General features: G+C 32.3%; 20 protein-coding genes. 2 read left to right on the forward strand and 18 right to left on the reverse strand.

Annotated elements, in window-relative coordinates; all coding sequences use genetic code 11:
* From WC622_RS07430 to WC622_RS07480, 11 genes are all read right to left on the reverse strand, one after another.
* A partial coding sequence (locus WC622_RS07430; RefSeq protein WP_372818755.1) for a citrate/2-methylcitrate synthase occupies positions 1-342 on the reverse strand: 342 nt, incomplete at its 3' end.
* 125 nt (positions 343-467) lie between these two features.
* Positions 468-1,007, reverse strand: a complete 540-nt coding sequence (locus tag WC622_RS07435) for a DUF3347 domain-containing protein (protein WP_372818757.1) — start codon at positions 1,005-1,007, stop codon at positions 468-470.
* A 154-nt stretch (positions 1,008-1,161) separates the two neighbouring features.
* The gene (locus tag WC622_RS07440) at positions 1,162-1,698 is read right to left on the reverse strand and encodes a hypothetical protein (RefSeq protein WP_372818759.1); all 537 of its coding nucleotides are present in this window, start codon (positions 1,696-1,698) and stop codon (positions 1,162-1,164) included.
* Between the two features lie 168 nt (positions 1,699-1,866).
* Positions 1,867-2,370 carry an outer membrane beta-barrel protein gene (locus tag WC622_RS07445; protein WP_372818761.1) on the reverse strand — a complete coding sequence of 168 codons (504 nt, stop codon included), beginning with the start codon at positions 2,368-2,370 and terminating at the stop codon, positions 1,867-1,869.
* A 155-nt stretch (positions 2,371-2,525) separates the two neighbouring features.
* Positions 2,526-3,149 carry a hypothetical protein gene (locus WC622_RS07450; RefSeq protein ID WP_372818762.1) on the reverse strand — a complete coding sequence of 208 codons (624 nt, stop codon included), beginning with the start codon at positions 3,147-3,149 and terminating at the stop codon, positions 2,526-2,528.
* A 4-nt stretch (positions 3,150-3,153) separates the two neighbouring features.
* The gene (locus WC622_RS07455; RefSeq protein WP_372818764.1) at positions 3,154-4,281 is read right to left on the reverse strand and encodes a DNA adenine methylase; all 1,128 of its coding nucleotides are present in this window, start codon (positions 4,279-4,281) and stop codon (positions 3,154-3,156) included.
* Positions 4,282-4,350: 69 nt separating this feature from the next.
* Complete coding sequence (gene miaA / locus WC622_RS07460) at positions 4,351-5,283, reverse strand: tRNA (adenosine(37)-N6)-dimethylallyltransferase MiaA (protein ID WP_372818766.1); 933 nt, start codon at positions 5,281-5,283, stop codon at positions 4,351-4,353.
* Between the two features lie 2 nt (positions 5,284-5,285).
* The gene (locus WC622_RS07465; protein WP_372818768.1) at positions 5,286-6,128 is read right to left on the reverse strand and encodes a hypothetical protein; all 843 of its coding nucleotides are present in this window, start codon (positions 6,126-6,128) and stop codon (positions 5,286-5,288) included.
* A complete protein-coding gene (locus WC622_RS07470) occupies positions 6,119-6,496 on the reverse strand; it encodes a hypothetical protein (protein WP_372818770.1) in 378 nt (125 codons plus the stop codon). The genes WC622_RS07465 and WC622_RS07470 overlap by 10 nt, the downstream gene beginning before the upstream one ends.
* 64 nt (positions 6,497-6,560) lie before the next feature.
* Complete coding sequence (locus tag WC622_RS07475; protein WP_372818772.1) at positions 6,561-7,643, reverse strand: MBL fold metallo-hydrolase; 1,083 nt, start codon at positions 7,641-7,643, stop codon at positions 6,561-6,563.
* 503 nt (positions 7,644-8,146) lie between these two features.
* Complete coding sequence (locus WC622_RS07480; RefSeq protein ID WP_372818774.1) at positions 8,147-8,614, reverse strand: YMGG-like glycine zipper-containing protein; 468 nt, start codon at positions 8,612-8,614, stop codon at positions 8,147-8,149.
* Between the two features lie 362 nt (positions 8,615-8,976).
* On the opposite strand from WC622_RS07480, the gene WC622_RS07485 reads away from it, so the two are divergent.
* Together WC622_RS07485 and WC622_RS07490 are read left to right on the forward strand one after the other, a co-directional pair.
* Positions 8,977-9,162: a hypothetical protein gene (locus tag WC622_RS07485; protein WP_182921646.1), complete on the forward strand. Its 186-nt coding sequence runs from the start codon at positions 8,977-8,979 to the stop codon at positions 9,160-9,162.
* Between the two features lie 116 nt (positions 9,163-9,278).
* Positions 9,279-10,664: an MBL fold metallo-hydrolase gene (locus WC622_RS07490; RefSeq protein WP_372818776.1), complete on the forward strand. Its 1,386-nt coding sequence runs from the start codon at positions 9,279-9,281 to the stop codon at positions 10,662-10,664.
* Here WC622_RS07490 and WC622_RS07495 read toward each other — a convergent pair.
* The 7 genes from WC622_RS07495 to WC622_RS07525 form a co-directional block, all read right to left on the reverse strand.
* Complete coding sequence (locus tag WC622_RS07495) at positions 10,661-10,999, reverse strand: hypothetical protein (protein WP_372818778.1); 339 nt, start codon at positions 10,997-10,999, stop codon at positions 10,661-10,663. The genes WC622_RS07490 and WC622_RS07495 overlap by 4 nt on opposite strands.
* Before the next feature lie 30 nt (positions 11,000-11,029).
* Positions 11,030-11,566 carry a DUF4199 domain-containing protein gene (locus WC622_RS07500; protein WP_372818780.1) on the reverse strand — a complete coding sequence of 179 codons (537 nt, stop codon included), beginning with the start codon at positions 11,564-11,566 and terminating at the stop codon, positions 11,030-11,032.
* A gap of 110 nt (positions 11,567-11,676) precedes the next feature.
* Entirely contained in the window at positions 11,677-12,147 is a 471-nt protein-coding gene (locus tag WC622_RS07505) for a response regulator transcription factor (RefSeq protein ID WP_372818782.1), read from the reverse strand.
* Between the two features lie 9 nt (positions 12,148-12,156).
* Positions 12,157-12,540, reverse strand: coding sequence for a DUF3037 domain-containing protein (locus tag WC622_RS07510; protein WP_372818784.1), 384 nt, complete (start codon positions 12,538-12,540; stop codon positions 12,157-12,159).
* The gene (locus WC622_RS07515) at positions 12,518-13,321 is read right to left on the reverse strand and encodes a HipA family kinase (RefSeq protein ID WP_372818786.1); all 804 of its coding nucleotides are present in this window, start codon (positions 13,319-13,321) and stop codon (positions 12,518-12,520) included. The genes WC622_RS07510 and WC622_RS07515 overlap by 23 nt, the downstream gene beginning before the upstream one ends.
* Positions 13,322-13,419: 98 nt before the next feature.
* Positions 13,420-14,106 (reverse strand): DUF4397 domain-containing protein, encoded by a 687-nt coding sequence (locus WC622_RS07520; protein WP_372818788.1) that lies wholly within the window; start codon positions 14,104-14,106, stop codon positions 13,420-13,422.
* An 82-nt stretch (positions 14,107-14,188) separates the two neighbouring features.
* The coding region (locus tag WC622_RS07525) for an aldose epimerase family protein (RefSeq protein WP_372818790.1) at positions 14,189-14,793 on the reverse strand (605 nt) is incomplete at its 5' end.

Here is a 14,793-nt window from a genome sequence, read left to right on the forward strand (position 1 = left end):
ATGAATTAACGTATGTCTGCTAATCTCATTTTGGAACCCAACTAGCTCTTCTTTTTTTGGTAATGCGCCGTATATCAATAAATAAGCTACTTCTAAAAAAGTAGATTTCTCTGCTAATTGTTCAATTGGATAACCGCGATACTTTAAAACGCCTAATTCACCGTCTAAAAAAGTAATCGCACTTTTGGTAGAACCTGTGTTTTTATAGCCTAAATCTAGTGTAATATGGCCTGTAAGATCTCTTAATTTTGAAATATCGATGGCTTTTTCACCTTCTGTTCCAGTAATAACTGGAAACTCATACGTTTTACCGCCAACCTTAATTTCTGCAATATCTGACATATATTTTATAGTTTATATAATAACAAAAATAGTTAATCTGTTTTTAAAATTTGACTTTTTAACCTAACAATGCTGTTAAATTGATGTTAATTTTTAGCAAAACGCATCAATTTTGTCAGGGAAAATTATTTGGTTTTAATTTCCTCAACAACAGAGCCACATTCCATCATCTCACTTCCATAATATGGATTTTGAATCTTTTTCTCTGAAGCTAACCAATCGCCACCATCACCTTTATTAGCCATTGGGCAATGCTGAATAAAAATCGTCCCTGAACTCAGTTCTGCATGTTTAAATAATGCAATCACATCAGAGCTTAATGCTGTAAATTCTTTACGCTGCGTTACAATATCTTTAGCATTTTCGATTTTATGCGCTGTAACAGCTGTATTTTCGCAACCACTATAAGTCACAAGTTTTGCAGCTAAAGCTTTTGAAGCATTTTGTGCATCAGTAAGCTTTGAAGCAACTAAAGCATCCTTCAATGTAATATAACTATTATAGATGCTTTGCAGTTTTGCATCCTTAAAGCTAATACGTGTTGTAGTAGCTACTTCTGTTTTATGAGCAGTACTATCTTTAGATTCGGTAGATTTATTAGAAGAAGTATTACAGGCCATCAATATAGATAATGCCATAACTCCAAAATATTGTTTTGTTTTCATTTGCGTTCAGTTCTTTATCAGCTAATCCTTTATAATTAACCAGATAATTTCATAGATTTTGTTTTTTGCTCAAAATAGCATTTATAATTTTAAAATAACAAAAAAGCCCCCGAAAATTCGAAGGCTTTTAAATAAAATTAGATTTTAATTATAATTAAAAATTATATCCTAAACGTAAAGCAAATTGACCATTTACAGGTTGGTAAGTTGTAGAAGTACCGTCTTGTTGATAACCTTCATACCTTATTCCTAATTCAAAACCGTTATTCCACTCATAACCAGTACCCCCTCCAAAAATAAACGATGTTTTAGAACCGTCTTGTATAGCAAAACCTGCTCCAACCTCGGCCATTAGATACATTCTTTCTATTGGAAATACCTTTACACCTCCTTTTGCAGGAATAAAATCATAATCTGCAAGAGCTGGAAAATTATCTTTTGGGAATAAACGAGTATACCCTCCTGATGCTGTTAGTGCTACACTTTTTGATAAATCGTATTGTAAACGAACATCTGCCCCTAAAGCGTAACTAAACGGAGACTTTTCTGTTGTAACACCTCCACTTACCCCTACACCAATCTTAAATGCCATACCATTTGACATATTCATTGTTTGTGCCTTTGCATTAACGTTTAGGAATGTTGCAAATGCAATTGCTGTTACCGTAAAAATTTTTGTAGTTGTTTTCATAGTTCGGAATCTTGAGTTAAATATTTGAGTTTTATTTATCTCTATTTACGAAGCAACTATTAACTTGGTTTTTTTAAAACCTCATTTAATTCAAAATTTTAAAGTTCATATCATAAAAAAAAGCCCTTGACAAATTTGTCAAGGGCTTTTTTTTATTCAGGTTTATAATTATAATTTAAAACCGTAAGCTAAACGGATACCAGCATAACCTATGCTACCGTTATTTGAATATCCTTCATATTTAGCTGCTAAATCTAAACCATTGCTCCAAGCGTAACCGATTGCAGGAGAATAAACAAAGGTTGTTGAGCCCCCAGATTCAGTACTAAAACCTGCTCCAGCTTCAGCTAAACCATAGGCTCCAGCACCTGTATCATTAAAGAAATATTTAAGGCCAGCTTTTACAGGAATCACTCCAAAACTACCACCACCATAAGTGTCTTTTACTGAAAAATTAGTGTAACCAGCAGTAATTGGAACAGATAATTGTTTATCGATATCAAATTGATAACGTAAATCTCCTCCAATTGCTAAGCTATAACCCGTTGTTGTTGGTACGCCTACATTTAAACCAATACCGAATTTAGGTGCTGATTGTGCATTGGCATCAACTGAGAAGAATAAAGCTAATGCAGCTACTGCAGAAGCTAAGAGTTTTGTAGAGTTTTTCATTTTTAAAATACTTTTGTTAAGTTAAATTGTAATAAGGCTTTATTGCCTAATCTAATTTAAACAAATTGCATGCCATGTACCAAAAGGAAAAAACCACTATTTAATAACATATTAACATTTTTAAACAATAAAACCAATCAAAATCATGTAGTTAGCTAAAATTTCTTGAGTTTATTTTGCCAAATTTTAAGTTCATTTAAACTAAAATGATAATTAACCGTTACACCTTTGTGTTCACCATCTACTACATCACCTGCTCCACTTTTACGTCTGAAACGTCTATTATCTTTTTCCTGTTGCCAAATTGGTTTTAGTTCTGAAACCAAACGATAATAATAGCGCTCTTCATCAACTGGAATAATACATGGTCTATTTAATACCACCCAAAAAATAAAAATTTGCAGTTTATCAGATTCCTCGAGTTCAAAATAGCGTAGTAGATCACTCAAGTTTAATGCAACAGTTTCTGAGGGTTTTAATCCACTTTGTGGGATAATTTTTTCTACACTCATAAAAGTACGTTGCTGAACTTTTACTTCTATATAAAATATGGCACCAGTTTTTGTTTCAACTTTAAGATCGGGATAACCTTTTTCTGTTGTCTTGTCGGCTTTAAAATCTGTTGACGAATTAATATGGTGAATTAATTTTTGTTCGAAATATTCTGAAAAATTTACACTTTTTTCAAAATCATAGTTCATTTTACTAATACCATCACATGGTGTTGGACAAACTTTGCAGCTAAATACATTCTGTCTTAATTGCAAATATGCATCCATTTATTTAGTAATTGGTTATGATTAAATGGGTGGCGTCTCTATTATTTCTACCACGAACATTATAAGTGTAACTTTTATTAAAAGTTAGTATTTTCACTTTAGGGTTGGTATAGATTTTCCGGATAAATTCTGTTTCTTTAATTACAACCATCCATTTTGCAGGGGTTTTAATAAGAAATGTTGCTAATCGTTGCTGATCACTTTGTGTAAAAGCACTTTGATCGTACTCTGAAAATTCGCTATCGTAGGGCGGATCTAAAAATATAAAATCTGTAGATCTTAATTCCAACTGATTTAAAAATGCTTCAAAATCTAAGTTAAAAATTGATGTGTGTTTAAATAATTCTGTAATTTTTGAATCGAAGATATTCTCAGCTTTTTGTCGAAAATTTTTCCTGTTATATGCAATACCTCCATAAGGAATATTGAATTCGCCTTTGGCATTAAATCTAAACATAGAACCATAGCAAAACTCTCTTACAAAATACCAGTTTGCAGCTGCTTTTGCTGGTTTCAACTCTAAATTTTTAGTGTATTGTTTATTGAGTAACGTTCTAAAAAAAAGATAAGCTCCACTTCTAATTCCAGTTTCAAAATGCGACTTAAGCTCCTCATTATTGAAAATACGTCCTTCTTTCTCACAAATTCTTTTTACACGTTTAGCTTTATCAGCCATGCTGGCCAACAGCATTTTCTTAAATAAGGCAATATCAACTATAAAATCTTGTTTATTAAGTAGTAGATCTGCTTTCAAAACAGTTGTTAAATGTTTTAATAAGCCATCATTTAATTCTGTAGTTGTTAAATTTTCTTGTATAAAATTGATAAAACTTGTTCCGCATTTCTCCCACATTTCAGTAGTCAGATTACCTAACTCATCCCAAGCAGTTGCGTAGTTAAAAAGCTCTGCTTTAAATTCTTTATGACCAATTTGCCTATAGAAGTTAATCAGATCAGTACTTTTATCATTAATAAAGGATTGAACTTTAGGTTGTAATGCGAAGAAAACTCCACCACCACCAAAAAATGGTTCAATATATCTATCGAACTCAGGAATATGATCGGCAAATAAGACAAACTCACTATACTTTCCCCCTGTCCACTTAATAATCGGCCGCAACTTATTATCCATTCGTAGTTATATATTTTAGTGATTTCTTGAGCTCGTAAAAGCTTCTGATATTCATGGACGAATATGCAATTATTTTAAATCAAATTTATATTGCAGGTGATCAATTGCAATTTCTTTTAGCTGAGTCGGATTTCTATCTGCGTTTAACCATTTAATTTTCACACCATCTTTTTCCATTTTTCTAAAAAAAGTCATTTGTCGCTTAGCAAATTGACAAATTGCTATTCCTAATCTTTCTTTAAGTGTACTAAAATCAATTTCATTGGTTAAATAAGATGCAATGAATTTATATTCTAAACCATAAAATACTAGCATTTCTTTACTAATTCCTTTGACTAACAAGCTTTCAACCTCTTCTATTAGTCCTGATTTTAGCCTTTCATTTAACCTTATGATGATTCTTTCTCGCCTTGTTTCAACTTCACTTTGTAAACCAATAATGATGGGATTAATTGCTGGCCTACTAATTTCAACCAATTCATTATGTGTTAAATAGACGGCTATTTCTATTGCCCTAATTAAGCGCTTTGAAGATGAATAATCCGCATGTTGTCTTAGTTTTTCTGGATAAGATTTTAATTTATCTTGTAACTGTTCTTTTGTAAAATTTTGAATTTCATTCCTTAAAACATCATTTACAGGAATAGATGTTAATTCATGGTTTTGCAGGATACTATGAATATACATTCCTGTTCCCCCGCATAGAATTGGCAATTTGTTTCTGCCTGATATATTGCTAAACGCTGTATAAAAATCTTCTTTAAACGCATTTACATGATATTTTTCTCCTGCTTTTTTAATGTTTATTAAATGATATGGAATAACTTTTCCCTCCAATTGATACTCATTTAAGTCCTTTCCAGTACCAATATCCATATCTTTAAATACCTGTCTACTATCTGCGCTGATAATTTCTCCATTTAGTTCATCGGCCAATGCCACAGCTAATTTAGTTTTGCCAGATGCAGTTGGACCTAAAATAATCAGCAAATTCTCAGACATTTTTAGAATAGTAAGTGATACTTTAAATTACCTGTATTGAAAAGTTTGACAAAGCCGTTTAATGCTAAAAAATCGTCCAAATTTAAATCATTTTGAGCTTCAAAAGCTAATAATATAGTTTTTGGCAAACGATGAGGGAAATAGCGAATCAATGTTTCACGATTTACGTATAAAAAAGCTGGTTCTGTGATTTCACTTAATGTAAATCCCAATTTATCGTAACCTTTGCCTAATGACCAATCCCTATCAGCATAGGTCATTAAATCGTTTAGCTTAATTTGTTTTGTAAAATGCTTTATTAGTTTGCTTAGTCCACCTACAATTGTTAACCCTCCCTTTGATGCAAAACGCACTAATTCAGCAGATTGATAATTCTCGCCTTTGCTTCTCATCGGCCTTGCCTCACTAAAACTAGCTAAACCAATTATTTCATTATTTGCTATTAAGCCAAAGCTATATTTCGCTTTTACATAACCCTGCAAATGATTTTCAGTTAAAAAATTAATGGTCTGTTTCTGAGTTAATTCCTCGATTTTCGCTTTACGACCATGAAAACTTTTATTAAGACCTAGAAACGAATAGATCCGATTTAACACTTGAGTTCTTTTGGATAACCAAACATCTTCCCAAAGGTGAATTAATTGTATATTTTCTTTTTGATAGTTGTCTTGTAATATAATTAGCTCTTTAGGATTAAAACTATTATCTAATGGAACTAAATGAATTAGCACATTTTTATTGCACTCAACAATAAAATAAGGTTCTACCTGAGCAGTTCGTATCTGATGGTTGAAATTTTGTACAGTTAAGAAAAAATCTTCTTGCCAAAAAGAATTTAAACCCACCCCTTTTGCTTATAAATTGTAAATCCTTTAGCTAGGATATCGGTTATTTGTTCTAGCAAAATATCATCTAATTCTTTGATATGGAAACAAGATTTTTCTTTTAATAATTCCAATAAATTAGAGTGAGAAATAACTTTCATCTCTTCCTCCGCATATTCTGGCATAAAATAAAACGCTACGTAATCTTTAAGAATTTCCACGCCTGCAAAATAAACCTCTTCTCTTTTTTTTCCTTCTATTTCTACATCTTTTTCACTCCAAAGCTCATAAGCTGTATCGCTATTTATGCGAGCTGTAAATCCATTGACAGCATAAGGTTGTAACGATGCTCTAATAGTTTGAAAAATTTCTACAAAATCTGTTTTCATGGTTTTAGCTTTATCTTATTTTAAGAACAACACTAATTTAATAGCAATTGTTCATTTAAACAATTTATAAATTTATCCACCATTGGGATGAAGGTAGATTTTCTTCTAACGAAAATGTTTCTCCTATTTTAGGTGTGATAACGGGAAAATGTAACTCTTTTGCTCTTTTTGTTAATCGGTTTATAGGTTCATCCCAATCGTGTAAGGCTAATTTAAATTTTCCCCAGTGCACAGGTAATAGGGTTTTAGCGTTTAAATCAATACTTGCCTGCACTACTTCTTCAGGAAACATGTGAATTAATGGCCACATTTTATTGTATTGTCCACATTCTAAAATCGCTAAATCAAATGGGCCATAGGTTTCTCCAATGGCTTTAAAATGTTCATCGTAACCGGAATCTCCACCTAAATAAATTTTATTATTTTTTGTTTTAAAGATAAATGAAGACCATACTGTCTGATTTCTTTTAAATCTTCTTCCAGAAAAGTGTCTAGCAGGTGCTGCAGTAAAACTGATTTTTGACAATAGCGATATTTCTTCTCCCCAAGCCAATTCTGTAATTTGATTTGAGGGAATGCCCCAATATTCTAAATGCTCCCCAGCTCCTAAAGATGTAACGAATTTTGAAGTTTTATCTTTCAATTTTAAAATGGAGTTGTAATCTAAGTGGTCGTAGTGATCATGAGTAATTAGGATGATATCTAAATCTGGTAAATTTTCAATCTTGAGAAAATTTGTACCTGGAAAATTCTTTGTTCCTAGAAATTGAAAAGGAGAAGTTCTTTGACTAAAAACTGGATCTACCAAGATATTTATTCCATCAACCTGAATTAAATAAGAGGAATGCCCAAACCATGTAATTTTGAGTTTTTCTGAAGCATTAAAATCTGGTGTTTCATGCGGAATTATGCTTTTTGGTGTGCTAGCTGCATTTCCCTTTATCATCTGTTTTATAACCATCCAATAGGATACATCTTCTGTAAGCGCAGGTGTTGGAGATTGATTTTCAACCGCTCCATCTTTGTAATTAGGTAGACTAATTATCCTTTTCTGTCTTTCTCCTTTGGGTAATCGTCCAAAAACTGGCAGGTTTAAAATATAAACTGAGAAAATAATAATGAATATAATGGCTAGTATGAAGTACATTTTAAATTGCTATAAATTAATTATGCAATTATATGTACAATTTTAATGGTCTACAATTAAGAAATCAAGCAAAAAAATTGTGTGGTATTTATTTTCGTCTAAAGTCCTCATCTATTTTAATTAATTGCCATCAAGAAACTTTTAAACTTTACTATTTACAACTTGTTTTTACCTGTTCCATTTTTCTTTCATCTATGCTTTTAAACTTGTTTAGCGAGATGAATAACGTTAAGTTGAGTTTGGTCATCTTCATAGCAAGTCCGCATCTAGTCCGCATCAAGTCCGCGTTATCTTATGAAAACGCGGACTAGATGTGGATTTATTCTGGCTTTAATATTGCCTTAATACGAAGTGAACCTTAAAGCAATACCAATGTTCTTCAGTTGTTTAAATTGTAAGCTGACATTAACCCCGATTAAGTTATTGCTTATAAAAAACTGAGGCAATAAAAAAGCCCAAACAGTTTATAACTGCTTGGGCTTTTTTTAAAAGTAACTTATATATTAATTTTTAGGTTGTACCCTACCACTTTTTCTATCTTGAGCTCTACCAATTGCATAACCAGCACCTGCACCAGCTAAACCACCTATAATTGCTCCTCTACCATCTTTTTTATCGATTAAAATACCACCTAGAGCACCTACACCCGCTCCAATTGCTGTTCCTTTTGCAGCATCACTCCACCCTTTTTTCTTAGCAGCTGTAGTTGTACCTGCAGATGTTGTTGTAGACGAACCACTTGATGAATAACTAGATGAAGCGCTACGTCTTGCGGCAGCTAATTCCGCTTGATGTTTCTCTTCTACTAATTGTTGTTGTTTTACAACTTCAGCACGTTTAAAGCTATCTAATCTCAAACTATCTTTCACAGCTGTAATTGCTTGTTGTTTTGCTAGTGCCTCTTCTTTGGCACTGTTGCCACATGAAGCTAAAACTGTAGCCAATGCAACTATTGCGAATATCTTTTTCATGTTGAATTTAATTTAGTGTTAATTATGTTTCGTATAGAGTAAAAATGATGCCAAGATTTATATTTGTTAGCAAATAACTCTAAAAATCAATTCACATATAATTACAACAACAACTTAATCACGTTTTAGTTTTTCGTGAAAAATCCTTATATTTGCACCAACGGAATATCAATATACTTTTCTCTATACATTACCTACTGAGCAATTATTTGTTCAGCATTCCAATCTTTAGCAGGCTAACCGTTGTCATGCAGGATAAAATATAACGTATCGATCTAATCCATTTTTTAACAAAACGCGTTAAAAAGATCAACAAAAGGTAAACTCAGAGAACAGTCGGTTTTTAATTAATACAATATTATATGGCAAAGTCTCAAGCTACTTTCATGAAAAAGCAATTAGAAAAAAATAGACAAAAGAAAAAAGAAGATAAGTTAGAGCGTAAGCTAGAACGTCAACAAAACTCAACTGGTGGCGATTTAGATAGCATGATGGCTTATGTAAATGAATTTGGAGAGATCGTTTCTACTCCTCCTGATAAGAAATAAACATCCACATAACTCTCGCCAAACGCGGGAGTTTCTCAATAATTTTCTCGAAAAATATTTAATTCTTTGAGCTAAAAAATGATATCTTGCCTTCGAGCTAAGGAAAGTACGATTACATGAAATTAACCATTTGGGGAGCTGCACAACAGGTAACTGGCAGCATGCATTTATTGCAAACTGAAAATTACTCCATACTTATAGATTGCGGACTAGATTACGAAAAAGGCACTTATCAGGAAGAAAATCAATATTTTCCGTTTGATCCAGCAACGATTGATTTGGTGATATTAACTCACGCTCACATTGATCATTCTGGTAATTTACCTACGCTTTTACGCATGGGTTTTGAAGGACAAATTCTATGTACCTCGCCTACGGCAGATTTAGCAGAATTACTTTTATTAGATTCAGTAAATATATTTCTTGGCAAACAAAACAGAAAATCACGAAGTAAAAGAGGATTTGCTGGTCCGCAACCACTATATCTACAAAAACATGTAATGGAAACCGTAAGTCGGTTTGTTACAATTAGCTTTAACAAACCTTTTAGAATTAACGGCGATATTGAATTAACTTTTATCCCTGTAGGCCATTTATTAGGCGCTGCTGCTGTTATTTTAAACATTTCTGAAAATGGGTTAACAAAGAAAATTGCTTTTACTGGCGATATAGGCAGGAAAAATTACCCGGTTTTAATAGATCCGCAACCTTTACCACAAGTAGATTATTTAGTATGTGAATCTACTTATGGCGGGAGATTACATACCACGGATACAACTTTAGAGCAAAAATTGATTGAAACCATCAACGAAACTTGCATTAAAAGCCCAGGAAGATTAATTATCCCTGCTTTTAGTATTGGAAGAACACAATCTTTGGTGTTTACTTTAAATCAGATTTTTAGCAAAGGACTACTTCCTCCTGTTCAGATTTTTGTAGATAGTCCGCTAGCTAACTATGCAACAGATGTTTATAGAAAACACCATGAATTAGTGAATGAAGAAGCTAAAGATTTTTATAAAACCAAAGGTGACGAATTTGAATTTGAGAACTTAATTTATGTTCAGGATCGTAAAGAAAGTCTATCCGTAAGTAACTATTTAGAACCATGTATCATTATTTCTTCAGCTGGAATGTTAGAGGGGGGACGAATACAAGATCATCTTTATTATAATATTCAGAATTATTATTGCACTATTTTATTTATAGGTTATTGCGCAAAAGGAACCTTAGGAGATCGATTATTACGGGGTGATCCGATTATCCGTTTGCGAAATCGAGACTTAATGGTTTATGCTGCTATAAAGAAAACTGACCTATTAAGTGGACACGGAGATCATAAAGATTTGGTTGAAACTGTAAAACAACAGAATCAACAAAATCTAAAAAAGGTGGTTTTGGTACATGGAGAAATTAAAAGTATGTCGGCACTAGCAACAGCATTAACAGAAGAAGGTTATGTTGTTACAATTCCTGAAAAAGGAGAAGAAATATTCCTTTAAACCACTAAATAAACATAAAATTTATTGTTTCTAATGGGCTGTCCTTTAATGGACAAACTTTCTCCTTTATAATCACGAGTTGGTTTAATGACAAAAGGTTCATCAGACTTTGCAAATTCATCAAAAGCAATTTTTAAGCGATCAATGTATGTATCAGCATTTACTCTCCACTTTTTATCCATGTACCAGAAATAAGCAAAAACATTTCTTGTATTACCTTTCAATTTACCATCAAGTCTGACATACGCCATATTTGCTTTTTTTAATGGCTCAACTCCTTTTTTATAGAAAGTTTTAAAGTCTTTAAATTCTGGGATAGTTCTAATCTCGCTCATTTATTTAGATTTTAGCGCAATTTACATCATTTAAGCAATATTCAAATCCTTATTTTGTTTCCTTTTAAGAATAACTGCACTAATTAACGTAACCACTATTCCGACAGGAAAAATTTCCATATAAGTAAGTAGAATTACCATTATTGGGCTTTTATATAGCTCTTTCATACTGTTAAGTCCGGCTATTTTGTCTTTTATTTCTATGCTCGTCAGCTCTTTACTTAGTCTTATTTTTTCAATCCCCTGCGCAGTCATTACCTCCATAAAATCGGGCATAAAGTTATAGTAAGCTATTAACCATGTAATAACATACATGGTTGATGCTATAAAAGAGATTGATAATCCGATTTGTAATGCTTTTACGAAAGAGATATAACCATTATTAAATTTATCTCTGTAATTTTTTATCCCAACAAAAACAAAAATGAAAGCTAATATCATTACGGTAAAACCAAGTACCATATTGCCCTCAAAATTTTTCTTTGTATAACAGATTGCAGTTATTGTTATTAAGCTGCTCACTATAAGACCGGATATAAGTCCAAAAATTAAAATGTTCTTTTTCATACTTTATTAATTTAGTTTACGAAGACAAAGTAAGTTTATGATATTTTAATTTCATTCATACTTTTGGGTGATTCTCTTAAAAATGCTTCTTTTAGTACTAAAGTATGAAATCAAGAAATTATGGATAGGCTTTTAGCGGACTCAATTGCTTTAGTTCTTCGCTTTACGTCCATCTTTTCAAATATTCTGCTGATGTGCGTTTTTACGGTATTTAATGAGATGAATAATTGATCAGCAATTTCTTGATTACTTAGCCCATTCGCCATAAGTTGTAGTACTTCTAACTCTCTACTACTTAATCCTAAACGATTTGCTGCTGCCCGATTAAATATAAATTCATCAACTTTGTTTATAAAAATTTCTTTTTCTATAATTTTTGTGCGAACTGTAGGTTTAGCTAATTTCAATGCCAACCATATTCCTAAAATAGTAAAGATGAATGCGATTGCTCCAGCATAAATTTCGAAAGAATTCTGAAAAACCACAAACCGTATTTCAAGCCATTTAAGTAATGCTAATAGTGCAGCAAAGCTGATACCATACAAGATTATTTGTTTGTAATTCTTAATCTTCGAAGACATGCTTATGAATTATAAAACCAATTGCTGAAATAGCTTGAGTAAAGTTTCTTCAGCATTAATACAAAACCCTGGGTGCACCTTAGATGCTTGAACTACAGTACTTCGTGTAGCTGTAAGCCAACGAAAACGAGATGCAATATCTAATTGACCTATTGGACCAGCTTCTGCCCCACCGATGCATATTTTTTCTATAGCTTTTAAGTTTGACTGTATAATTGTTGTTTCAACTTCACAAGCAAAAGCTGACAAACGAGTTTCATTTACTTCAACTATACATTTTAAAAATCTCTGACCAGCACAATACAAAATCACTCCAACATTGAGGAATTCTTCACGTTCTACCTTTGGTACAACACGAATTACTGCATACTCAAATAAGTATTTCTCTTGCATGTTGTGCTTCTTTTACAAAAATATACGAATGAGCGATTCTTGTGTTTAAAAATAGAGCATATGCATCTCTTTGAGCTTGACTACTCTGAAATATATCTTCATTTAACCATTCATCTGGTATCAAGTTCAATATATTAGTTATGATTTTTGGAGTTAAAATAGAGCGAAAACTATTGTCAACTTCTTCTAATTTGCTAGCTTGCGACAACAATACATGATCTTTTACTAAAACGAAAGGTTTTTTTGCTTGTTCTTCCCAATTTTGCCAAGAATGATGAAAGTATAAGGATGCACCATGATCAATTAACCATAATTCTCTATGCCAAAGTAACATATTTGTATTACGAGCAGTACGATCCATATTTGTGAGCAAACAATCTATCCACACTATTTGTGATGCAAGTAAGGAGTCAATTTTAGTTACTGTTGGATCATAGGTTATGGCGCCCGATAGATAATGTAAAGCTAAATTTAAACCTACACTAGCTTTAAGTAAATCTTGTATTTCTTCATCAGGTTCAGTTCTGCCAAAAGCCTCATCTAATTTAGCAAACACTAGTTCTGGAACTTTCAATCCTAATGACCGAGCAATCTCTCCTCCAATAATTTCGGCTATTAATGCTTTATGACCTTGCCCAGCTCCCCGAAACTTTAATACATATAAAAACCCATCGTCTGCCTCTGCAATTGCAGGCATAGAACCACCTTCACGCAAAGGCGTAACATACCTTGTAACATTTACTGTTCTAAGTTGTAAAGATGAATTATTAGTTGGGGTCATTAAGTGATCTTATTTATCAAAAATAGAAAAATTTACCATTTGTTAGGGCACAAAAAAAGCATTGCTATTTGCAATGCTTTTAAAATTTCTAGCTGTTGTTAATTCTGTACTATAACATGATAGTTTGCAGTTGTAGTATTTGCAGCATCAAACCAAATGGTATAAATTTTTCCAGATTGGAAAGTAGTACCTGGAATTACCGTGGTACTAACTGAACCTAAAACACTAGCGCTTAATGCTGTATTAGCATCAATTGTACTGTAAGAAGATGAATAACCAAAGGTTAAACCCGTAGTTAAAGAAGCTCCACCTGTAGCTACTACGCTAATTGAATTAGCTAATGCCGATCCTACATTGACAAATCTAACTTTTGATTTCCCTGAAGCTGGTGCAGTGTTATCATCTTCATATCCATTAAGTTGAGCCGCTCCAGTAGCATTTGTATAATAAAATACAGTATAAGATGCGTTTGCTTTAATACCTACATTAGCACTTGCATTTGCAGAAGTTGAACCTGAATTTCTAAATGATACTGTACTTGCCCCAGATTGCGCAGTTAAATAACTACTACTTTCTCCATAAGCAACAGCAGAAGTAGTTAATTTGCTATCGCGTTGATAAAAATCTTGAGCGCTAGAACCTTGCACAGAATTTACAACTCTTAAGTTAGCTGTCCCTTCTACAATTACATCGTCATTATTTTTTTTACATGACGATATAAGTATGGCTATCATACAAATCATAGAGAGTATAACTGCCGATTTTTTGTTAAATATCGTTTTCATTTGATTAAAATTTAGTTAGTTAATAAAAAAAATAATATCAAATACTAAGCCAATGTATCTGGAATTATATAGTTTGTTACTCTTAATTAGAGAATTTATAGATAGAACTCGTTCTATAGAGCTCACCTGGTTTTACTACTGTTGTTGGAAAAGATAACTGATTAGGAGAATCTGGAAAGTGCTGAGTTTCTAAACAAAATGCAGTTCTAAAATTATCCTTAGCTCCAGTTTTAAAGGCGTTTTTACTTTGCATAAAATTACCACTGTAAAATTGTAAGCCGGGTTCTTGCGTATAAATATCCATTACAATTCCAGATTTATCTCCCTTTACGGTAGCTGCATGAAACATATTTAAACTTTTTGTTTTAGTTAAAATATAATTATGGTCGTAGCCTTTTCCATAATTTAACTGTTCATTTTTATCATTTATTCGAGCACCAATCGTTGTTGGTTTAGTAAAATCCAATGGGGTTCCTTTAACTTTTTCTATTTTCCCTGTTGGGATTAAGGTAGAATCAACCGGCAAATAGGTATCGGCATAAATCTGTAAGTCATGATTTAAAATTGTACCACTGCCTTCACCATTTAAATTAAAAAAAGCATGATTTGTTAAATTCACAATCGTTATTTTATCAGTACTTGCTTCGTAATCCATTTTTAACTCATTGTTATCTGTTAAAGTATAAG

This window comes from Pedobacter sp. (assembly GCF_041662865.1).
GTDB lineage: Bacteria > Bacteroidota > Bacteroidia > Sphingobacteriales > Sphingobacteriaceae > Pedobacter.